General features: G+C 70.8%; 20 protein-coding genes. 10 read left to right on the top strand and 10 right to left on the bottom strand.

Annotated features, from left to right (window positions below; all coding sequences use genetic code 11):
• Positions 1–13: 13 nt before the first annotated feature.
• The 8 genes from QQ657_RS13515 to QQ657_RS13480 all read right to left on the bottom strand — a co-directional run bounded on the left by QQ657_RS13515 (position 14) and on the right by QQ657_RS13480 (position 9,505).
• Complete coding sequence (locus tag QQ657_RS13515; RefSeq protein ID WP_284742442.1) at positions 14–808, bottom strand: SDR family oxidoreductase; 795 nt, start codon at positions 806–808, stop codon at positions 14–16.
• 104 nt (positions 809–912) lie between these two features.
• Positions 913–2,241 carry a PucR-like N-terminal domain-containing protein gene (locus tag QQ657_RS13510; protein ID WP_284742441.1) on the bottom strand — a complete coding sequence of 443 codons (1,329 nt, stop codon included), beginning with the start codon at positions 2,239–2,241 and terminating at the stop codon, positions 913–915.
• A gap of 113 nt (positions 2,242–2,354) precedes the next feature.
• Positions 2,355–3,323, bottom strand: a complete 969-nt coding sequence (locus QQ657_RS13505) for a transketolase C-terminal domain-containing protein (RefSeq protein WP_284742440.1) — start codon at positions 3,321–3,323, stop codon at positions 2,355–2,357.
• Entirely contained in the window at positions 3,320–4,264 is a 945-nt protein-coding gene (locus QQ657_RS13500; protein ID WP_284742439.1) for a thiamine pyrophosphate-dependent enzyme, read from the bottom strand. Before QQ657_RS13500 ends, QQ657_RS13505 begins: the two co-directional genes overlap by 4 nt.
• Before the next feature lie 22 nt (positions 4,265–4,286).
• Complete coding sequence (locus QQ657_RS13495) at positions 4,287–5,774, bottom strand: class I adenylate-forming enzyme family protein (protein WP_284742438.1); 1,488 nt, start codon at positions 5,772–5,774, stop codon at positions 4,287–4,289.
• A gap of 4 nt (positions 5,775–5,778) precedes the next feature.
• Positions 5,779–6,093 (bottom strand): hypothetical protein, encoded by a 315-nt coding sequence (locus QQ657_RS13490; RefSeq protein WP_284742437.1) that lies wholly within the window; start codon positions 6,091–6,093, stop codon positions 5,779–5,781.
• A gap of 35 nt (positions 6,094–6,128) precedes the next feature.
• The gene (locus QQ657_RS13485) at positions 6,129–8,540 is read right to left on the bottom strand and encodes a CaiB/BaiF CoA transferase family protein (protein ID WP_284742436.1); all 2,412 of its coding nucleotides are present in this window, start codon (positions 8,538–8,540) and stop codon (positions 6,129–6,131) included.
• 2 nt (positions 8,541–8,542) lie between these two features.
• Entirely contained in the window at positions 8,543–9,505 is a 963-nt protein-coding gene (locus QQ657_RS13480) for an enoyl-CoA hydratase/isomerase family protein (protein WP_284742435.1), read from the bottom strand.
• A 487-nt stretch (positions 9,506–9,992) separates the two neighbouring features.
• On the opposite strand from QQ657_RS13480, the gene QQ657_RS13475 reads away from it, so the two are divergent.
• The 8 genes from QQ657_RS13475 to QQ657_RS13440 all read left to right on the top strand — a co-directional run bounded on the left by QQ657_RS13475 (position 9,993) and on the right by QQ657_RS13440 (position 17,131).
• On the top strand, positions 9,993–10,187 hold the full coding sequence (locus QQ657_RS13475) for a ferredoxin (protein ID WP_284742434.1): 195 nt from the start codon (positions 9,993–9,995) through the stop codon (positions 10,185–10,187).
• A gap of 32 nt (positions 10,188–10,219) precedes the next feature.
• Complete coding sequence (locus QQ657_RS13470; protein WP_284742433.1) at positions 10,220–11,455, top strand: cytochrome P450; 1,236 nt, start codon at positions 10,220–10,222, stop codon at positions 11,453–11,455.
• Positions 11,456–11,514: 59 nt separating this feature from the next.
• Positions 11,515–12,342 (top strand): SDR family NAD(P)-dependent oxidoreductase, encoded by an 828-nt coding sequence (locus QQ657_RS13465; RefSeq protein WP_284742432.1) that lies wholly within the window; start codon positions 11,515–11,517, stop codon positions 12,340–12,342.
• 98 nt (positions 12,343–12,440) lie between these two features.
• The gene (locus QQ657_RS13460; protein WP_284742431.1) at positions 12,441–13,061 is read left to right on the top strand and encodes a TetR family transcriptional regulator; all 621 of its coding nucleotides are present in this window, start codon (positions 12,441–12,443) and stop codon (positions 13,059–13,061) included.
• A 73-nt stretch (positions 13,062–13,134) separates the two neighbouring features.
• Positions 13,135–13,875, top strand: coding sequence for a TetR/AcrR family transcriptional regulator (locus QQ657_RS13455; RefSeq protein WP_284742430.1), 741 nt, complete (start codon positions 13,135–13,137; stop codon positions 13,873–13,875).
• 38 nt (positions 13,876–13,913) lie between these two features.
• Positions 13,914–15,569 carry an FAD-binding protein gene (locus tag QQ657_RS13450; protein ID WP_284742429.1) on the top strand — a complete coding sequence of 552 codons (1,656 nt, stop codon included), beginning with the start codon at positions 13,914–13,916 and terminating at the stop codon, positions 15,567–15,569.
• A gap of 45 nt (positions 15,570–15,614) precedes the next feature.
• Positions 15,615–16,451, top strand: coding sequence for a dihydropteroate synthase (folP, locus tag QQ657_RS13445; RefSeq protein ID WP_284742485.1), 837 nt, complete (start codon positions 15,615–15,617; stop codon positions 16,449–16,451).
• A complete protein-coding gene (locus QQ657_RS13440; protein WP_284742428.1) occupies positions 16,448–17,131 on the top strand; it encodes a class III extradiol ring-cleavage dioxygenase family protein in 684 nt (227 codons plus the stop codon). The genes folP and QQ657_RS13440 overlap by 4 nt, the downstream gene beginning before the upstream one ends.
• Here the strand turns inward: QQ657_RS13440 and QQ657_RS13435 are convergent.
• Positions 17,074–18,186, bottom strand: coding sequence for an enoyl-CoA hydratase/isomerase family protein (locus QQ657_RS13435; RefSeq protein WP_284742427.1), 1,113 nt, complete (start codon positions 18,184–18,186; stop codon positions 17,074–17,076). The genes QQ657_RS13440 and QQ657_RS13435 overlap by 58 nt on opposite strands.
• Here QQ657_RS13435 and QQ657_RS13430 point away from each other — a divergent pair.
• Both QQ657_RS13430 and QQ657_RS13425 read left to right on the top strand, forming a co-directional pair.
• A complete protein-coding gene (locus tag QQ657_RS13430; RefSeq protein ID WP_284742426.1) occupies positions 18,163–19,356 on the top strand; it encodes a CoA transferase in 1,194 nt (397 codons plus the stop codon). The genes QQ657_RS13435 and QQ657_RS13430 overlap by 24 nt on opposite strands.
• A complete protein-coding gene (locus QQ657_RS13425; RefSeq protein WP_284742425.1) occupies positions 19,353–20,717 on the top strand; it encodes an amidohydrolase family protein in 1,365 nt (454 codons plus the stop codon). The genes QQ657_RS13430 and QQ657_RS13425 overlap by 4 nt, the downstream gene beginning before the upstream one ends.
• On the opposite strand, the gene QQ657_RS13420 is transcribed toward QQ657_RS13425, so the two are convergent.
• On the bottom strand, positions 20,710–21,702 hold the full coding sequence (locus tag QQ657_RS13420; RefSeq protein ID WP_284742424.1) for an LLM class flavin-dependent oxidoreductase: 993 nt from the start codon (positions 21,700–21,702) through the stop codon (positions 20,710–20,712). The two genes, QQ657_RS13425 and QQ657_RS13420, sit on opposite strands and share 8 nt — an antisense overlap.
• Positions 21,703–21,731 lie beyond the last annotated feature (29 nt).

Raw genomic sequence — 21,731 nt, 5'->3', positions numbered from 1 at the left:
GGAAGACCCTCTCTCAATCACGGCTCAGCGGCACTGAGTGCCGGCGGATCCAGGCGTCGGGGTCCGCCGCCTTGGCGGCGTGCAGGGCACCCACCTGGCGGTGCGGGAAGATGAAGAAGGCCTCGTCGGCGACGCCGGCGACGACGCAGTCCGCCACCTCGGCGGGTTCGAGGATGTCGCCGGAGCCGGCGACCGAGCGGGCGGCGCGATGCCCGGCTTTCAGACCTTCCATCAGAAGTTCGGTCCGGACGCCGAGCGGGCACAACGCGCTCACTTTGATCCCGAGGTGGCCGTAAGTCACCGCCAGCCATTCCGCGAGACTCACGGCGGCGTTCTTCGTCACCGCGTAGGGCGCGTCACCGGGCAGGCCCAGCAAGCCGGCCGCCGAGGCCGTGATGACGATATGTCCGGTTCGGCGGCGGGTCATTCCCGCGAGCACCGCTTGTGCCAGGTGGACGTGTCCCAGAACATTCACCGCCCACGACCGTTCCCAGACGGAGTCGGCCGCGTGAACGCCCATGCCGGTTGCGATGCCCGCATTCGAACAGAGCAGGTCCACCGGGCCGAATTCGGCCTCGGTACTTTCGACGAGGTGTGTCACCTCGTCTTTGCGCGTCACGTCCGCGGCGACCGCGATCGCCGGGGCGCCCAAGTTGCGCAGTTGTTCGGCCACTGATTCCCCGGCTCGGGCGTCGACGTCCGAAACCACGATTCCCCTGGGCTTCTCGTCGGCGATCCGGAAGGCGATCGCGGCGCCGATTCCCCGCGCGCCTCCGGTAATCAGAATTACTCTGTCAGTCAAATTCACGGGATTCCCAGTAGTTGCCGGAGGAGTCGTCCGAAAATGAGCGACGAGTTGGAACGGTAAGGCGATGACAATTATCCTGTCAAGGCGCTTATGGTTTTTGTGAATCACTCACTGCGGGTGGGCGAACTCGTTGTCAGGGATTGAGTACCGGCTTCGGCGGGATGCGTCTCCGGATCGAGCAGCAGATCCGCGCGGAGCGCGAGCTCGAGTGTCAGCCGGGCGTCGGGATCGGCCAGCCGATCGCCCAGCAGCTCCTGCAGCTGGTGGATCCGGTACCGGAAGGTCTGCGGATGCACGTCCAGGCCGGCGGCGATTTCGGTGTGCGTACCGCGACTCTGCAGCCACGCCAGCAAAGTGGTCGCCATCCGGTGGCGCTGCTTGGGCGTGAGCCCCGCGAAGGCGGCGTCCGTGTGCTCGCGCAGCTGTGCGGTCAGGAACGGGTCCACGAGCAGCAGCAGCATCGGGAGGTGGTCCTGGCACCAAGCGATCCTGGCGGCCGGCCGGCCTTGCAGCTGCATGAGCCCCAGTAGCCGCCGGGCCAGGAGCAGGGAACGGTTCACCTCGGCCGGGCTCACCGCGGGGCCGACCGCGGCGCGGCGTCCGCGGAGAAGATCCTTGACCGAGCCTCGCTCCGGTCCCGGATCCGAGAGGAGGACACACGGTGTCGCGCTTTCGAGGTCCACCAGCGCTTCCCGGCGGGAGAGGACGTCGCGCAGGTCGTCGCGTTCGCCCAGCCGCTCCACGGCGATGACCAGCAGCCGATCCGGCACCGGCCAGCGCGCGGCCGAGGCCAGCGCCCGGATCCACTCCTGATCAGCCGGTTCGCCGGACAGGATCATCCTGACCAGTTGTCGGCGGGCCGCCTCCGGCACGTCCGGGGCACCGCATTCACCTCGCACGCGTGCTTGCGCCTCGTGGTGGCCCGCGATGGCGACGGTGCTGAGCTCGTCCACCCAGGCGAAGATCGCTTCGGCGATGACGAACAGGGACTCCGTGGGGATCCCGATCGAGGGAGCTTCGGCGCTGATGTGCTGCCACACCACCCGGGCCCCGACCCGCACGGCCGCCTGCAGCGGTTCGGTCGTGCGGCCCTCCATGAACTCGAGCTCGCCGGCCCGGCGGAAGATCGTCCGCCAGTCGGTCCGGTCCACCGGGCGGTGGTTCATCGCGTCGAAGCACTGATGGATGGCCGTCTCGATAGCTGTCGAGAGCGTCTTGCGAATCCGCTCGTCCATCGTCCGGGAGTACGCGTCCACGGCGCGCTGGATCTCTTCCTGTACTTCTTGGACGAGCAGGTCGGTCAACGGCCGAAGCTTCTCGGCCAGTTCGACCGGGATGGTCGCCCACAGGTGCAGCGCGGGGCTGCTGTGGGCGGCGGGCTTGGCCGAAGCGTCGTCCGCGGCCGTCAAGGATGATCCGGCAGAAGAGTTCATGGTCGCCCCTCGGCTGTGAGGTCACGGCGTCCGGCGTGCTGGTGCACGCGACGGTGCTGTTCTGGTGCGGCTCGATGCCGAACCGCCGGTCAGGACTGGGGCGCCGGCCGGGGTCACCGGCCGGGCACGCGGGACCGGGAGTACCCGCACGCGGTGCGGACGGCGGCGATGATGTCCGCCGGTTCCGGTCCGGAGGTGCCCGTCGGCTCCCGTGCGTGTTCGACGGGAGCGGCGAGCCTGTCGCCCAGGTCTCGGTTGACGAGCTCGGCGATTTCGAGGTACGTCCCCTGGTGCGCGGTCGTGCCGGGCGCGAGGACGAGGCGCCGGGTACGGGCCACGGAGCGGAACACGGCCTCGGTGTCCAGCGGTCCCCGGGCTCGCAGACCGATGATGTCGATCTCGATACCGGCCGTGGCGAGGTCGGCGGCGGCGTGCATGGCGGCCGCGCGCGACGCGTGGCAGGTGACCACGGTGGCATCGGCTCCGCGGAACGTGAACTCGTCGGCGTCGAGGGGCGACTCGCCCTCGGCGGCGTCAGCTTGCGGCCCGAGAATGCGGTAGAGCCGGACCGGTTCGAAGACGACGCTCGGCGCCGGGTCCCGGATCGCCGCGAGGAGCAGGGTCTCGGCGGCGGCCGGGGTGTCGGGCTGGACGACTTTCAGTCCGGGTATCCGGGTGAACCGGTCGAGATGGGAGTCGGAACGCGCTTCCGGATCGGGTACCGGGACGCGGAAGACGAGCGATCCGTAGGTTGCGGCTCGCTGCTGTTCCTGGAAGACCGCCACGTGGGCCAGCTGATCCAGGATCGCGCCGCTGACCGGTGCGGCCGGCAATTCGACGACCGGGGCCATGCCTTCGAGGGCCGCGCCGACTGCCGCGCCGCACATCGCCGTCACGGATGCCGGGAGGTCCAGCACCCGGTGGCTGCCGTGTGCGGTCGACAGCCCGCGCGTGACGCCGTGGCGTCCGCCGATCGGATCGGACAGGTCCTGGCCGAGGAGGATGACCCGGAAGTCGGTGGCGAGAGCGCGATCGAGTGCCCGGTTGAGCGCGGTGCGGCCGGAGTACTCGGGGGCGCTCATCGCCGGCCACCGGGACGTCGCCGGCTCGTGGACAGCCTGATGACGGCCAGGAGTTGGTCCACTTCGGACATAGCGCTCGCGGAGATGCGGACGAGGGTGTCGGGGTCGACCCCGGTCGCGGTAAGCCACCGTTCGTACCGGAGCAGGGGATCTTCGGGGAGTGGGGCGTCGGGCTCGTCTCGGAGGGCATCGGCTCGTCCGTCGGCCGCGCGGTGCCTGCCGGGCCGGTAGGTGACGCACTCCACCAGGGACGGCCCGCCACCCTGCCGGGCACGGTTGACCGCCGCGGCCACGGCCCGGCGGACCTTCACCGGGTCGGTGCCGTCGACCGTCTGGCCCGGTATCCCGTAGCCATGTGCGCGGGAGGCGACGTGGTTGATCCGCGTGGTGTTCGCGACCGGCGTGCTGCCGTGGTGGAGATTGTTCCGGCACAACAGCACGAGAGGCAGCTGGAGGACCGCGGCCAGGTTTGCGCCTTCGTGGAAGGCGCCGGTGTCGGTCGCACCGTCGCCGAAGGAGGTGATCACGACGCGACCGCTCCCCATGACCTTCGCCGCCAGCGCCGCACCGGCCGCGACCGGGACGCCCGCGCCGGGTGTTCCGGTGGAGAAGATCACCCCGTGGGCACGGGCCAGCGGCTCCGTGAACGAAGCCGCCCGTGGGGTGAGCAGCATGCCGACGACCTCGCGTAGCGGGACGCCGCAGGCGATCAGCTCGTGCAGGCAGCGCTTCGTCGTGACAAGGCGATCGCCGGCTTCGAGCGCGGCGATCGTTCCCGCGGCGACAGCTTCCTGATCGCGTACGGGCAGATAGCCGACGCCGTGGTCGAGAGTCGCGAGCTGGCGCAGGACGGCGGTTTCGCACATCCGGGTCCGCACCATCGTCGCGTACATGGTCAGCAGTGTGTCGTGACCGCTGTCCGGCCGGGTCATGACTGTCATCGCGAGATCACCCATTCCTCGGTCAGCGGGTCAGCGCGGCCACGACGTCGGGGCGGCGGACCTTGCCTGTCGCGGTGCGGGGGAGTTCCTCCCAGACGATGATCCGGTCCGGGGTCTTGGACCCGCGCAGCGTGGCGCGCACTGCGGCCCGGAGCAGGCCGGGGTCCAGGTCGACACCTCGTTCGGGGGTCACCACGGCTTCGATCCGCTGACCCCACTCTTCGTCGGGTACGCCGACGACCACCGCGTCCGCCACACCGTCCTGGCGCAGGAGGACGTCTTCGATCTCGGCGGGTGCGATGTTCTCCGCTCCCCTGATGATGGTGTCGTCCGCTCGCCCCTCGACGAAGAGGAACCCTTCGAGGTCGAGCCGGCCGAGGTCCCGGGTATCGAACCAGCTGTCGTCGCGGTCCGCCCGGGTACCGGCGTAGCGGCCGGACACCTGCGCGCCGCGGATCCAGATCCGGCCCGGGGTCCCGGCCGGGACCCCGGCGCCGTTCGCATCACGAATCTCGATCTCCACGCCCGGAACGGGTTTTCCGGCCGAGTGCAGCCTCGCCCGGTCCGCGGAATCGGTCGCCGCGAGCGCGGCGCGGTGGTCGTCGGGACCGAGGAGAGCCACGGTCGAACTGGTCTCGGTCAGCCCGTAGGCGTTGACGAAACCGACGTGTGGCCATTCGTTCAGGGCCCGTTCGATCATCCGCGGGGGCATCGCCGCGCCGCCGTAGGCCAAGGTGCGCAGGCTCGGCACCGATCGCTCGACGCCGTCGTCGGCCATGATCCGCGCGAGCATGGTCGGGACGACCATCGCGTGGGTCACGTTTTCCGCCCGGACGAGGTCCAGCCAGGCGGAGGGGGAGAATGGGTCCAGGAAAGTGATCCGACGTCCGGCGTACAGGTTGCTGAGCACATTGGACACTGCCGCGATGTGGTACGGCGGCACGCACAGCAGTGTCGCGTCTTCGGGTTCGGCGCTGCCGAACTCCACCGTGCCGATGACGTAGGAGACCAGGTTGTCGTGCCGGAGGAGGACGCCCTTGGGCGCCGACGTCGTTCCGCTGGTGTAGATGATCACCGCGGTGTCCTCCGGTTCCGGCTCGCGCGGTGGCAGCGCCGGGACGGGTTTCGTCGTCTCGGCCAGCCACGCGACGGGCGTCCGGTGCGCCACGGCGAACGGGGCCACCATGGGGGTGTACTGCTCGTCGGCCACGACGTAGGCCCGGGAATGATTGGCCAGCAAGGCTTTCAGCTGGGATTCCCCGAGCCGGTAATTGACCGGCACGAACGGCACGCCGGCGATCGCGGCGCTGAACAGCGCGACGGGGAACGCCGTCCCGTTGGTCGCCAGGTAAAGCAGCGCCGAGGCCTCGGACCGCACCAATGCGGCCGCGCCGTGACGCGCTGCCGCGCGCAGTTCCGCGGCGGTGAGGCCGTTCCCGGTGCCGCCGATCGCGGCGCCCCGGCCGTGGCTGCCGTCGACGGCCATGTCGAGCAGTGTCGTCAGGTTCACGTCTTCAGTCCGATGCAGGGAGGGGCTTGGCGCTCTTGATCGCGAGCGGTGTGCCGTTCAGGGCCAGGGAACCGGGCCCCGGCTTGGTGCACAGCAGTTCTACGGAGCCGTCCGCGTCGGCGTAGCGCTTGCCCAGCACCGTGCCGGACGCGTGTGCGGCGTCGATCACCGATCCGCTCGGAGTGCCGCCGTGCTCGGCCTTGCCGACCATGGGTGCGCCGCCGCAGGTCAGCTCGGCCGGTCCGGCGGTCCAGCGGACGACCACCACGGCAGTGTCGTCCACGGTGCTCAGGAGCGTCGACCCGACGCTGGGTTCCATGCTCCGGTCCTTTCTCGTTGTCGGTTCGGGGGACGTCACCAGGAAGGCTTGTCGCCGATGACGCCTTCGGCGGCGAGCGAGTCGATGGCCTCGGGACTCAGCCCGAGACCGGTCAGGACTTCGCGGTTGTGTTCGCCCAGCAGCGGGGCGGGCTTGCGGTGGGCCGGGGCGGTGTGGTCCGAGAACCGCAGGGGGAGCGTGCTGTAGCGGGCGGTGCCGCCCACCGGATGATCGAGCGTAGCGAAGAATCCGCGGGCCTGAAGCTGCGGAAGTTCCGGTTGGCGGTGTGGCTGCATCACCTTTGCGACAGGGACTCCTGCCCCCCACAACAGTTCGACGATTTCGTCCCCGGTGCGCTGCAGACACCAGGCACCCAGCTGTTCGTCGATGACGTCGTGCTTCACCCGGCGCCCGGCCGCGTCGCGCAGGTCGGTGGCCATCGCCCAATCCGGACAGCCGAGTGTCTCGACTAGCGCGGTCCACTGCTCGTCCGTGGCGATCGCGATCGCCACCCAGGAGTCGTGGCCGCCGAACTCGTCCGGCTCGGCGGTGCGGTACAGGTTCTGCGGAGCCGCGGCGGGGCCGTGGTTGCCCGCGCGGTTCAGCAGGGTCCCGTAGGCGCTGTGCTCGATCACCTGCTCGGCAGCGACGTTGAGTGCGGCGTCCGCCATCGCCGCCTCGACGAGCATGCCTTCGCCGGTCCGGCGACGGTGCTCCAAGGCGAGCAAAAGGCCGTTGAGGGCGTGCAGGCCCGCGTTCGGGTCGCCGACGGTATAGGGCTCGACGGGATTCTGGTCGGGATGGCCGGTCAACCAGGTCAGGCCGGCGGCGTCTTCGATGACGTAGGCGAGGGCCACGTTGTCGCGGTACGGGCCGTCCAGACCGAACCCGGGCATGCGCACCATGATCACGTCGGGCCGGATCGCCTTGACCTCGTCGTACCCGAAGCCGACGTGGTCCAGTACCCGGGGTGTGTAGTTCTCGACGACCACGTCGCAGCTCGCGACGAGCCGGCGCAGCAGTGCCCGCCCGCGCTCAGTCTGGAAGTTGACCGTCACGCTCTTCTTGTTCGTGTTGAGCCCGGCGAAGATGGGGGACTTCTCCCACCACTGCTCTTCGGTCACCGGGACGCCGGCGATCAGCCGGGTGCCGTCCGGGCGGCCCGTGGACTCGACGTGGATGACTTCCGCGCCCAGCATCCCCAGCACGTGCGTGCTGAACGGGCCCGCCCAGAAGGCGGTGAGGTCGAGGACCCGCAGGCCGGCGAAGGGCAGCTCGTCGTCGACATGGGCTACCTCGTCCCGCGCCGCCGGTTCGAGGGCGCTGCCGGTGTGCTCGCCGAGTCCGGGTGCCGGTCCCGGTTCGCGCAGGACGTCGGGTCGTAGCCGGTACGGGGGCCCGGGCTGGGTGAAGCCGTCTCGCGGGTTGGTGCGGAAGGTGCCCCGGGCGGCGAACTGCTCGTTTTCGGCCACCGTGGCCCCGGAGTTGACCGGGGCGTTGGGGATGCGGAACGCGGTGGCTAGTTCTCGGACCTCGGCGACGGTGCGCTCGGCGACCCAGCTGTAGAGCTCGGGCGCCACCTTCCCCGCGAGTTCCGTGAGTGCGAGCGGTGCTTCAGGGTCGATCCACTCCGGGTGGCCGACCATCGCGCAGAGGTCGAACCACTGCTGGGCGGTCGCGCACCCGATGGCGACGAGTCCGTCCGAGGCGCTCGCCACACCGGGGACGAACAGTGACCGGACCGAGCGGAACGGCCGTCCCGAGAGCTCGAAAAACGTCACCGGGTGGTAGGTCAGGCACAGGATCTCGGTCTCCAGCATCGACAGGTCGACCAGGCGGCCACGTCCGGTGCGCAGCGTCCGGATCCGCGAGATCATCGTCCCCGCGGCGGCGTAGGCACCGGCCAGCCACTCGCCGATCTGCCCGCCGATGTGCACCGGCGGGCGGTCGGGAGCGCCGCGGCCCAGGCCGATGATCCCGCCCGACCAGGCCTGCACGGTGAACTCCGTGGCGGCCTTGTCGTGCCACGGGCCCTCGAGCCCGAACGGCGTGATGGCGGTGACGGTCAGGTGCGGGTGCGCGCGAAGCAGTTCCGCCGGCTGGAGGCCGGACTGTTCGGCGAGCCTGGTCCCGCGGGACCAGACCACGGCGTCCGCGGCGGCGAGCAGCCCGTGGACGTGCTCGAGTGCTGCGTCGTCGTCGGGATCGGCGGTCACACTGCGCTTCGAGCAAGCGAGGAAGCTGAACAGGGCTCCGTCCTCGCCTGGCGAGATGGTTGCGCCGGAGGCTGACCACGACCGCAGCGGGTCGCCTTCGGGCGGCTCGACCTTGACAACGTCGGCGCCGCCGTCGGCGAGCAGCTTGGTGGCGTAGGCGCCGGCGATGCCGGCGGAAAGGTCGATCACCGTGAAGCCGGACAGGGCTGGTCGGGATGTCTCGTCGGGCATGCCTACTCCGGCTTCTTGCGGCCGGAGCGGCTCAGCCGGAAGTCGGGCGGGAACCGGTCGTCGTTGTCCTTGACCGCGGTGCTCAGGCCGCGTTCGATCATGTCGTCGAGCAGCATGTCGCCGGCGTCGGGCCGGACGTAGTTGCCGAGCGTCTCGAACAGCCCGGTGAGCATGCTGCCGAGGTACTCGCCCTGCTGCTGCTTGTACATGTTGAAGAAGAGCTTCTGCTGGTAGACCGTGTCGGTCGGCCGTGTGCGGGAGCAGGCGAGCGCGTACTTCGCAACCTCGTCTTCGAGGTCGTCGCGGGGGACGACCTTGTTGAGGAAGTTGCAGTCGTACATCTCGGCCGCGGTGAACGGCCGCCCGGTGAAGACCATCTCCTGGAACTTCCGCAGCCCCATCGTTTGCGCCCAGGTCCACATCCGGGGACCCCAGCCGGCGTACCGGAAAGCCGCGTGGCCGAAGAGGGCGTCGTCGGAGGAGATCACCAGGTCGGCGTCGGCGGCCTGGTAGAAGTGCCAGCCGTAGCAGTAGCCCTTGACCTCGAGGATGCTGATCTTCTTGAAGTCCTGCAACGTGCGGCAACCCGAACGCGGGTCGGCGAACCACTGGCTGACCTGGGCGCCACCGCGGAACGAGCTCGGCGGCGGCAGCCGCACATCGTCCTCTTCGGACAGGGTGAACTCGTTGAGCTTCGGCTCGTCGTCCTCGGACCCGTAGACCTCCATGAACTCGGGCAGGTCGACGCCGCTGCCGAGGTCGTGGCCGGCGCCCCGGATGACCAGGACCTTGACCTCGTCGTCGATGTTGGCGCGGTGCAGCAGTTCGGCGTAGCGCAGTCGCGCGCCGATCGTCGGCGCGTTGAGGTGGTCCGGCCGGTTGAGCGTGATGGTGGCGATCCGCGTCTTGGGGTCCTTCTCGTAGAGGATGATCTCCTCGGGGGAGGGACGCGTCGATTCAGGCAAGGCGTGCTCCTTGGGTTCGAAAGACCTCGGCAGGGACGAGGGCACGCCCGGATCGTCGGTACGGGCTTGGAGCGTCAGTGCTCCGGACGGTCATCGTGTGATCCTCCTGCGCGCGTGGGCCGTGGTCCCCGTGGGCTGCCGACGAGTTCCGCCCTGGCCCGGAACGGGGTGGTCACCGGTCGTCGCGGCAACTCGCGGCAAGGCGTCTCCGCGGGCTGTGCCGGGCCGGTGTGATGCCAGCCACGACGCAAAGTGAACACCTCACCACGTTTTGAGTCAACCGGTTGATTTGAAAATCTGACAAAGTTTGAATCAACTGGTTGACTCAAGAAACCGGGAGGGTGTTGACTCGGAGGTCCAGCCCGAGGCGTGACCCGGCTGACTGCCTTCCCTGCGCGCCGCATCGGCGGCCGGCCGCCTGTCGCAGGGCGGTGCGTGCCCCGCCGGGTCACCGGCGCCCTCGACGAACAGGACGACGGAGATCAACTTGGAGATCAGCATCGAGCAGGACAGGTGCGTCGCGGCCGGCCAGTGCGTGGCCGCCGCACCCGAGGTCTTCGACCAGCGCGACGAAGACGGCATCGTGGTCCTGCTGACGTCTTCGGTCCCCGACGGCACCGAAGAAGGCGTTCGCCACGCCGTGGCCGTCTGCCCCGCGCAGGCGATCCATCTCCAGGCCTGAAAGTCCACCGCAGCGAAGGAGCGCGGAAACACATGTCCGAAACACTGACGCCGGTCGCCGATACCGGGGAAGCGCCCTACTTCCCGATGGCCCGGGCGGAAGGCTGTCCGTTCGACCCGCCGAGCGAGCTGCGCGCGGACGTCACCGAGCACCCCGTGTCGCGGGTGCGGATCTGGGACGGCAGCTCGCCGTGGATCGTCACGGGACACGCAGAGCAGCGCGCGCTGCTGTCCGACTCCCGCGTCAGCGTGGACGACCGGGTCCCCGGGTTCCCGCACTGGAACGAGGGTGTCGCGACGATGGCCCCGCAGCGGTCCGACTCGGTGTTCAACACCGACCCGCCCGTGCACACGCGCTACCGCCGGATGATGACCGCGCCGTTCACGTTCAAGCGCGTGCAGGCCATGCGCCCGGTCATCCAGCGGATCACCGACGAACAGCTCGACACGATGACCGCGGGCCCGGCGCCCGCCGACCTGGTCGAGGCTCTCGCGATCCCGGTGCCCACCCTGATGATCTGCGAGATCCTCGGGGTGCCTTACGACGACCACGAGTTCTTCCAGCACCACGCCACTGTGGGCGTCGACCGGTACGCCACGGCCGAGCAGTCGATGCAGTCGTTCGCGGCCCAGGTCCAGTACCTCGTCGGGCTCGTCGAGAAGAAGGCCGCGGAACCGCAGGACGACGTGATCTCCGACCTTGCCCAGCGAGTGGTCGCCGACGAGATCACCGTCATGGAGGCCGCGCAGATGGGTCTCGGCCTGCTCATCGCCGGGCACGAGACCAGCGCCAACATGATCGGCCTCGGTGCCCTCGCGTTGCTGGAGAACCCGGAGCAGCTCGCGATCCTGCGGGACACCGACGATCCGGCCGTGGTCGCCGGTGCGGTCGAGGAGCTCCTTCGCTACCTCGGGATCATCCACAATGGACAGCGTCGGATCGCCAAGGAGGACATCGAGATCGGCGACGTGCTGATCCGCGGCGGCGAGGGCATCATCATCGAGCTCGCCACCGCCAACCGCGACCCGCGGACCTTCGAGGAGCCGGAGCAGCTGGACCTGCACCGGCAGGCCCGCGACCACCACGCGTTCGGGTTCGGCATCCACCAGTGCATCGGCCAGCAGCTGGCCCGCGTCGAACTGCAGGTCGTCTTCGGGACCCTCTTCAAGCGGGTGCCGACGCTGCAGCTCGCGACGCCCCTCGACAAGGTCGAGTTCAAGCACGACCGGCTCGCCTACGGCGTCTACCACCTGCCGGTTTCCTGGTAGGTCGCGATGTCCACGTCTTCGGGAGCGACGGAGCTCCCACGCCAGAACGGAGCCGACAGGTGAACGAGCTGACCGGGCGGATCGCCATCGTGACCGGTGCGGCAGGCGGCCTGGGCCGCGGCATCGCCGAACGGTTCGCCGAAGAGGGGGCGCTGGTCGTCGTATCCGACGTCGACCGCGAGGCGGGCGAGAAGACCTCGGCCGCCATCGGGAAGAACGCCGTGTTCCGTCAGACCGACGTCGCCGAACCCGAGCAGGTGCGGGAGCTCATCCGCTTCGCGGTGGACACCCTGGGCGGACTGCACGTCATGGTGAACAACGCCGGGGTGTCCGGGGCGATGCACCCCAAGTTCGCCGACGACGACTTCGCTGACTTCCACCGGATCATGTCGGTGAACCTGCTGGGTGTCATGGTCGGCACCCAGGAGGCGGCCCACCACATGGCGGCCCACGGCGGCGGTTCGATCATCAACGTGACCTCGGTCGGCGGGATCACGGCCGGGCGGGGCGTGATCAGCTACCGGGCTTCGAAGGCCGGCTTGATCCAGATGAGCAAGTCGGTCGCGATCGACCTCGCCGAACACGGTGTGCGGGTCAACTGCATCGCGCCGGGCAACATCCCCACCGGCCTGCTGGGCAGTTCGATGTCCGGCGACGAAGCGACCGGCCAGGTCGCCGTCTACCGCGCCGTGATGGCCCTTTCGACGCCCCTGCCCCGGGAGGGAACACCTGCCGACGTCGCGGAAGCGGCGCTGTACCTCGCCGGCGAGCGATCGGCGTTCGTCACCGGCGTCGTGCTGCCGGTTGACGGCGGCAGCTCAGCCGGCTTCGCGCTCAAGCCCGACGACATGGTGAAGCTCGCGCTGTCCGCCTCGGAGGCGAGATGAGCGGCTCGCGTCGCCCGAAGTCCTCGGCGCCACCCGCCTGGCCGGGCGGGTCGGCGAGCAGTTCCGCACTCCGGGGCGGCCGCCGTTCGGTGGTCCGGGTGACCAGCATCGAAACCGCGGAACGATTCTTCGTCGAGTACGGGACGTCCGCGCTGGCGGGACGCCGGTTCCAGGACGGGCCGAGCCCGGCGCTGGCGGCCCACCGGTTCCGCACCGACGCCGATCTCGTCCGCGCCGTCACCCGGCGGTTCACCGCCGATGTCGAATCCGCCCGGGCCGCGTTGATCGCCGAACTCGACGACACCGCGGGCATCCGGGACTGGATCAGCTGTCTCGTCCATCCGTGGATCGATCACCTGGCCCAGCAGGGGACCACGTACTTCGCGAGGTTCTGCGCCCAGGTGATGACCGACTCCACTCTCCGGGCGGTGGTGACCGAGGAGGCCATCCTCTCGCCGACGCTCCAGCAGACGCGCGAAGCGCTGGCACACTGCTTGCCTGCCATGTCCGGTGAGGTCGCGGCGCAGCGGGGCGAAATAGTTCAGCACCTGATCATCCGCATGTGCGCCGAGCGGGAAGGTGCGCTGGCGGCCGGTGTGCCGACGGTGTGGCCGAGCTGGCAGGGCCTGGCCGAGGGGCTCATCGACGCGCTGACGGGCATTTGGACCGCGCCGTGCACGACGACCTCCCACGCTGCCGAACTGGGGAAACAGGCATGATGTCCGGAAGTGCGTACCCGCCGGGAAGGATCCCGGGATGACCCGCAGGCAGAAGACCGAGAGACGAACCACGATGCGAACCGACAAAGCCCGGCAGCCCGATGACGTGGAGGGCACGGAAGGCGCCGGTGAACTGGCGACGGTCCGCGGCGGGGGCGGGGCCACTGCCGACGTCCGCCGGATCGCGACCCGGAAGGCGATCCTCGAGGTCGCCGTCCGGTTGTTCGCCGAACAGGGCGTGCTGGCCGTCTCCAACCGCCAGATCGGCGCCGCCGCCGGCAAGGGGAACACCTCGGTGGTCGGCTACTACTTCACCTCCAAGGCCGACCTGGTGCGGGCGTTGATGCGGCAGTTCAACGAGCGCATCGAGGTCAAGCGCCAGGAGTGGTTCAAGCGGCTGGGGGCCGAGCCCGGGTTGCGTGACTGGGTCGCCTGCCTGGTCCACCCCTACACCGAACAGCTCGACGAGGACGGCCCGCCCACCTGGCACGCGCGGTTCATCGCGCAGGTCGTCGCCGACCCCGGGATGCGGGAAATCACCGTCGAAGAAGCCAGTTCGGAGTCGGTCGCCCGGATCCGGCGCGGCTTGAGCGACTGCCTGCCCGGTCTGTCAGATCAGGTTCTGGCGGAACGCACCCGGATCGTCAGTCACGTCATCGTGCAGATGTGCGCCGAACGCGAGCGGGCGCTTGCCGAGGGAACCCCCGTCCAGCCGGCCTCCTGGGAGGAGTTCGCGACGGGATTGGTGGACGTGCTCGTCGGCATGTGGACGGCCGCGGTGACCACGGCCGAGAACGAGGATGCCTTTTCCTGACACGACGACCGGTGCGCCGGCCGAGTTCGGAGACAACGATGTCAACCTGGGACAGTTCGTACGACTTCGTCAGTGTCGGCAGCGGCGGTGGCGGCTTGGTGGGTGCCCTTCGCGCGGCGGACGCGGGGAGCTCGGCGCTCGTGATCGAGAAGCAGCCCCTCGTGGGCGGCTCGACCGCGATGTCCGGCGGAATGGTGTGGGTTCCGGACAACCCGCTGATGAAGGCCGACGGGATCCACGACTCCTACGTCGACGGGATGGCGTACCTCGACGAGGTGGTGGGCGACGCCGGTCCCGGGTCATCGCACGAGCGCCGGCACGCGTACCTGATGGCCGGGCCCCGGATGATCTCCTTCCTACAGGACGAAGGCATGCGCTTCCAGCGCTGCGCCGGGTACCCCGACTACTACGACAACCTCAAGGGGGGCAACGCTGCCGGCCGGTCGGTCGAAGGCGTCCCGTACGACGCCCGTCGGCTGGGTGAGTGGCGGGCCAAGCTCCAGCCGGGCTTGGCGGCGTCGATCGGGTTCCCCGCGATGACCGAGGAAATCCCGGCCATGATGCACTTCAACCGCTCGGTCCGGAGCTTCGCGGTCGCCGGGCGGATCGCCGGACGCGCGCTCGCCGCGAAACTGCGTCGCCGCCCGTTGCTCACGAACGGCTCGTCGCTCGTCGGGCAGCTGGTGGAGCACGCGGTCGCGCGCGGGATCCCGATCTGGCTCGAAAGCTCGGTCACGGAGCTGGTTGTCGAGGACGGCCGGGTGCGCGGGGTGCGGGTTTCCCAAGGGGGCACCACGAAGACCGTCGAGGCCAGGAAGGGCGTGCTGCTCGCGGCCGGGGGTTTCGCGCACAACGCGGAGATGCGCTTGGAGCACGGCGGTGATCAGCGGACGACCGGCGAGTGGTCGATGGCCAACCCGGGCGACACGGGCGAGGTCCTCACGATGGCCATGACCCTGGGCGCGCGCACCGACCTCCTGGACGAGGCCTGGTGGCTGCCGGGTCCGTCGACCTACTTCGGCATGTCCGCGGTGAACAGCGCGCGCCAGCGGGCGCACACCATCTTCGTCGATGCCGCGGGGAAGCGCTTCTGCAACGAAGCCAACTCCTACGTCGAGGTCGGCAAGGCCATGTTCGAACGGAACAAGAAGACGCCTGCCGTCCCGTGCTGGCTCGTCTTCGACGACAACTACCGGCGGCGCTACACGCATTCGCAGACCAGTGTCGGCCGGCTGCCCGCAGACTGGGTGAAGAGCGGCGAGGTCAAGAAGGCAGCCACCGTCACCGAACTGGCCCGCCAGTGCGGGATCGACCAGGACGGCCTGGCCGAGACCGTCGAGCAGTTCAACGTCTACGCCGCGGACGGCCTCGACCCCGAGTACGGCCGGGGCGAATCGGCGTACAACAAGCACCTCGGCGATCCGGGGAACAAACCGAACCCGGCGCTCGGCCCGCTCGACCGTGCTCCCTTCTACGCCTTGAAGATCTTCCCGGGTGACGTCGGGACCTGCGGTGGCCTGGTCACGGACGAGCACGCCCGCGTGCTCGGTTCGGACGGCGCGCCCATTGCGGGTCTCTACGCCACCGGCAACATCACGGCCACGGTCATGGGCCGCAAGTACCTCGGCGCGGGCGGGAGCATCGGCGGCACGATGGTGTTCGGGTTCGTCGCCGCCGAGCACGCGTGCGCCTGAACGATGTCCGGTGAGCTGCCGGAGATCCGGTTCCGGGATCGGGTGATGCGCCGCGACGGGGCGCTGCTCATGGCGATCGTCAACCGCACGCCCGACTCCTTCTACGACCGCGGTGCCACCTTCGAGCGCGGGGAAGCGCTCGCGGCGGTCGAGCGGGCGGTGGCCGACGGCGCGGACATCGTGGACGTCGGCGGCGTCAAAGCCGGCCCCGGCCGCACCGTCGACGTGCCGGAGGAGATCCGGCGGGTGGTGCCGTTCGTGGCCGAGGTTCGCGCGCGGTTCCCGGACCTGGTGATCAGTGTCGACACGTGGCGGCACGAAGTCTGCCGCCTCGCCTGCGAGGCCGGCGCCGACCTGCTCAACGACACGTGGGCCGGTGCGGACCCGGAACTGGCGGGTGTGGCCGCCGAGTTCGGTGCTGGGTACGTCTGCACGCACACCGGGGGAGCCGCACCGCGGACCCGCCCGCACCGGAGCACGTTCACCGACGTGGTCGCGGACGTCGTCGGGGAGGTGACCCGCGCCGCCGACGCCCTGGTCCGCGCCGGGGTCCCCGCGGCGGGCATCCTGATCGACCCCACGCACGACTTCGGCAAGAACACCTGGCACTCGCTGGAACTGACCCGCCGGTTCGGCGAACTCACCCGGACGGGCTGGCCGGTGGTGGCGTCGGTGTCCAACAAGGACTTCATCGGTGAAGCGCTGGACGCGGCGGTGCCGGACCGGCTCGCCGGCAGCCTCGCGGTGACCGCGGTCTGCGCGTGGGAAGGCGCCGCGGTGGTGCGAGCCCACAACGTCGCCGAAACCCGTCAGGTACTCGACATGGTCGCGGTCGTGCGCGGGCGGAAACCGCCGGCCAGGGCCGTGCGGGGGCTCGCGTGATCGTCCGTGCCGCCACCTGCCCGCACCCGCCGCTGCTGCTGCCCGGTGCGACCGGCCTGCCGGTCCGCGAGGTGAGCGAGCTCCGGGCGGCCTGCCGGACGGCGGTCGATGACCTCGTCGCCGCGGCGCCGGATGTCCTCGTCGCGGTCGGGAGCGCGCCCGGGACGCGCACGTGGCCGGCGGACGCGGCTTCTCCGGTGTCTCTCTTCGCTCCTGCCCTCGGATCCGCACCCGAGGGCGACCTGCTGCCGTTGTCGCTCGCGGTGGCGCGGGACCTCACCGAGACCGTTCCGGTGCCGGTCGAGTTCCATGGCATCGACGCGGCCGCGCCGGTCGAGCTCTGCCGTGGCCACGGCCGGTGGCTCGCCGGCCGCCCCGAGCGGATCGGCCTGCTGGTCATGGCCGACGGCAGCGCTCGTCGCGGTCCGAAGGCACCGGGACACGAGGACGCCCGGGCACTGGAGCTGGACCACCTGCTCGGCGAAGCCCTGCACGTGGGCGATCCCGGGCCGTTCCTCGACCTCGCCCCCGACGTCGCGGCCGAGCTGCTCGTCGAGGGCAGAGTGGCGTGGCAGGTGCTGGCCGGTGCCTGCGAGGGCCGGGCGGTGGACGCGAAGTGCCGCTACAGCGACGACCCGTTCGGCGTCTGGTACCCGGTGTTCACCTGGACGCTTGAGTGAGGGGTGATTTCGTCCACCAGTCCCCAGGCCAGTCCGGTCGCGGCGTCGATCGACTCGCCGGACAGAGCGGCGTGGAGCGTGCGCCAGCGGCCGATCCGCCGGGGGATGCTCACCGTCCCGCCGGCGCCGGGGATCAGGCCCATGCCGACCTCGGGCAGCCGGAAGGTGGCCGTCGGCGCGGTGACCACCCGGCCGGCGAACGCGGGCAGCTCGATCCCCGCGCCGACGCAGCTGCCGTGCAGCCGGACCTCGGTGCGCGCGGCGAGCCGGTGCAGGGGCAAGCCCGCCCCGCCGCGGGTCCGCACGAAGTGGGCGGTCGCGAGGTCCGGGCTCGTGCCGAACTCGTCGAGGTCGCCGCCCGCGCAGAACGACGGCCCCGAGCCGGTGAGCACGACGTGCTCGACAGTGTCGTCCAGCTCCGCGATCCGCAGTGCGTCGACGAGCGCGTCACGCAGTTGCCGGCCGTAGGCGTTGCGGCGCTCCGGCCGGTTCAACGTGAGGTGCAGGACCGCGCCGGATCGGTGTGCGAGCACCGGCTCCGCGACGGTGGGCGGGACCGGCCTGGGGCCGCGCCGCTCCAGCCAGCGCCGGAACTCGGCCCCGTCCAGGAGGGTCGAGTACGCCAGGGATTCGGCGTCCAGCGCGGCCGTGACGGCGAGTTCTCCGGTGGTGCGCAGCAGATACGCGAGCACGAGAGTGGCTTGCGGGCGGGCTTCGGCGGCGGCACGCAGGCTCGCGGCGGTGCCCGCGGGATCGCCCGTGGCGACGAACATCCGGCCGGTGACCGCGAGCGCCGGCGGGACGAGCGTCAGGTCCAGGGCCTCGGCCAGCTCTCGCCGTCCGGGATCCAAGTCTTCCGCGCTGGCGATTCCGACGAGCACCCTGTCCGCCGCCCGGGCGGCGGACAGCGTGCCGTCTCCCGCGGGGGTGTCGAGATCGACGACCAGCAGCGGGGCCGCGATCCGGCCGCGGTCATCGAGGAGCGGTGCCTGTGCGGCACCGGCGGCGAGTTCGGCGCAGGAGAACGGGCGATGACTGTCCACAACGGAATCCACGGTAACACCCGGGCGGTACCGGCAGAACCCTCCGACGAGGTTGCCGACTGGCTTGGCAGTGGTGTGGTCGCGCTGACCGGTTCGCCGTCCGGGCCACCGCTGGTCCCGCCGGGCCGGGCGGCCACCCTCGCCCGGGAAGTCGCGACGCGGTGCGGGCTTCCGATCGACGGTGCGCGCCTGCTGTCCGAGCGCACGGCGTTCACCGGCCACCACCGCCGCGGTCCGGTCTCGGCCGGCGGGAGCTGCCGGATCCTGCCGACCGCCGACGGCTGGGCCGCCATCTCGTGCGCCCGGCCCGACGACCCGCTGCTGCTCGGCGCCCTGGTCGGCGCGGAACTGCCCGCCGACCCGTGGCCTGCGGTCGCGCGGTGGCTCCGGTCCCACAGCGGCGACGAACTGATCGCCCGCGCCACCCCGCTCGGCGTCGCCGCCGGTCCGATCCGCGCGCGGGCCGGGCACCTGCCCCGGCCCGTGCGAGCGCGTTCCGCCGCGGGCTTGCTGGTGGTGGATTTCAGCGCGCTCTGGGCGGGGCCGTTGTGCGCGCACCTGCTCGGGTTGCTCGGAGCCGAGATCGTCAAGGTCGAGACGCCGCAGCGGCCGGACGGCGCCCGCAGCGGCAACCCGGGCTTCTACCGCCTGCTGCACGCGGGGCACCGGTCGGTCGTGCTCGACCCGGCCACCGGCGAGGGGCGCCGGGCGATGGCCCGGCTGGTCGAGGCCGCGGACGTCGTCATCGAGGCATCGCGCCCGCGCGCGCTGGCGCGGTTCGGTCTCGACGCCGAAGCCGCCGCGGCCGCGGGCACGATCTGGGTGTCGATCACCGCCTACGGAAGGGATTCCGACCGGGTCGGCTTCGGGGACGACGTCGCCGCCGCGAGCGGCCTGGTCGTAGCGGGGGACGACGGCACCCCATACTTCTGCGGTGACGCCCTCGCGGACCCGCTCACCGGACTGATCGCCACCGAACTGGCCTTGTCCGCGCCGGAAGGCAGGCTGATCGACGTCGCCATGGCGGACGTCGTGGCGTCGACCTTGGACTCCGAGCTACCCGGCGGTCTGGTGCCCGAGGGGAGACCGCTCGCCGTCCCCCACCGCAGGGATGCGCGCGGAACCGCACCCCGGAGCGGCGAGCACACCGCCGAACTGCTGCGTGAACTGGGACTCCGGTGACCGGGGTCCTGGTGCGCGGGGCCGAACTCGACGGCGCCCGCCGGGCGGACGTCCGGATCTGCGACGGCGTGATCACCGCGATCGCGCCGGCTCTGGATCGCGCGCCCGGGGAGGCGGTGCTGGAAGCGCGTGGCGGGGCGTTGCTGCCCGGCCTGTGCGACCACCACCTGCACCTGCACGCTCTCGCCGCACAGTTCAGGTCCGTACCTTGCGGACCGCCCGGCGTACGCACCACCGCCGACCTCGGCGCCGCGCTGTCCGGCGCACGCGCCGACGAACACGGCTGGGTACGCGGAACCGGGTACCACGAATCCGTAGCAGGATTGCTCGACGCGAGCGTGCTCGACCGCCTGCACCCCGCACGACCGGTCCGTGTCCAGCACCGCAGTGGTGCACTGTGGACGGTCAACACCGCGGGCGCCACGGCATTGCGGCTGTCCACCGGTGACCACCCCGGGATCGAACGGGACGTGCGCGGCGACCCGACAGGGCGGTTGTGGCGGGCGGACGACTGGCTGCGCGAGCGGCTGCCCGCCGTTCCGTTGCCCGACCTCGCGGAAGTCGGCACACGGCTTGCGCGGTTCGGCATCACCGCCGTCACGGACGCGACCCCCGACCTCGCGCCGGCCGCGATCGCGGCGTTGACCGGCGGTGCGCTGTCCCAGCGTGTGCTGCTCCTCGGGGTGCCGCTCGGCCATCCGGCGTCCGGTCCGTACAAGATCATCCTGGCCGATTCCGACCTGCCCGGCTTCGCCACGCTGACAGTGTGGATCCGCGCGGCGCACGAGGAAGGCCGGGCGGTGGCAGTGCACTGCGTAACCCGGGAGGCGTTGGTGCTCCTGCTCGCGGCCTTCGACGAGACCGGCGTCCGGCCGGGTGACCGGATCGAGCACGCGTCGCTGGTGCCGGCCGAACTGGTGCCCCGGATCGCGGAGCTGGGCTTGCGGGTCGTCACCCAGCCGGGTTTCCTGGCCGAGCGCGGCGACGACTACCTGCGCGACGTCCCGGCCGTCGACCAGCCCGATCTCTACCGCCTGGGCTCGCTCATCGAGGCCGGGATCCGGTGCACGCCGTCGAGTGACGCTCCGTATGGCCCGCTCGACCCGTGGGCCGTGATCCGGGTGGCCACGGAGCGCCGGACTCCGTCCGGGTCCCTGCTCGGGCCGGGGGAGCGGATCAGCTGCGCCGAGGCACTGGCGGGATACCTCGGCGACCCGCACGACCCCGGTGGCCCGCCACGACGGGTCCGTGTCGGCGTCGCGGCCGACCTGGTCCTGCTGGACGTCCCGCTGATCACGGCGCTTCGGCACCCTGCCGCGGATCTGGTCCGCGAGACCCTCATCGGCGGCGCTTTCACGTGAAATCGTCGAGGAGGTCCAAGCTCGAGCGGGCGTAGGCGGCCCGTCGCTTGTGGCTCACCAGGAAGCTCGGCGGTGCGAAGTAGCCGACGTCCCGCGGCAATGACTTCGCCCTGCGGGCAAGGGTCTTCCTCGCGTCGGCGGTCGTCCCGCACACGGCGATCGCCGTCAGCATCTCGTCCGGCACCGCGGCCGCCATCCCGTCGGTGTCGCCTTTCCGAAATGCTTCGCGCAGGCGGGCGACCGGGACCTCCCAGCCGTGGTGGGCGACGAACGGGTCGTACGTCTTCACCGTCAGGTAGAACGCGATCATCCGCCGGGCATCGGCGATCGCGCGTTCGGGCGCCGCGTCGTCTACGGCGGTGATGATCCAGCCGTGTTCGAGTGGAGGCTCGCCGCGGTCGGCGGAGCCCGCCGTCACCGCCGGACGCACCACGTCGGTCCACCACGACTCCGTGAACAGCCCGTGCCCGATCACGCCGTCGGAGACCCGGGCCGCGGTGACCGCCATCTGCCGGTTGAACGCCGCCAGCAGCACCGGGATCTCGAGGCGGCCCAGCACCGGGGCCCGGACGTCGGCGTCGATCGTGTGGAACTCGCCCGCGTACCGGACCCGCTCGCCGTTCTCGGCGTGCAACCAGGCGCGGACGGCGCCGACCGTGTCGGCGGCCCGCGCTACCGGGCGGTCGGCCGGCACGCCGAGCCAATCGCGGTTGACGCGGAACGCCGCCGTTCCCAGGCCGAGGAACAGCCGGCCGGGTGCCGTCGCGTGAAGTTGGCGCATGGCCGTGGCGTGGGCGTAGGGCGTGCGGGCGAAGGCGTAGGCGATAGCCGGCCCGATCAGCGCTCGTTCGGTCCCGGCGGCCATCTCGGCGAGCGTGGTGTACGCGTCGTGGTCGACGAAGTCCCCGGTGCAGAACGCCTCGACGCCGGCATGTTCGGCTTCGCGGGCGACCTCGATCCCCGGCCACGGCATTCCGAAGCGCACTTCAGCCTCCAAAAAAGGATACTCTTTTA

This window comes from Amycolatopsis ponsaeliensis, assembly GCF_030182635.1.
GTDB lineage: Bacteria > Actinomycetota > Actinomycetes > Mycobacteriales > Pseudonocardiaceae > Amycolatopsis > Amycolatopsis ponsaeliensis.
This window is presented reverse-complemented; position numbering and strand designations above follow the sequence as displayed.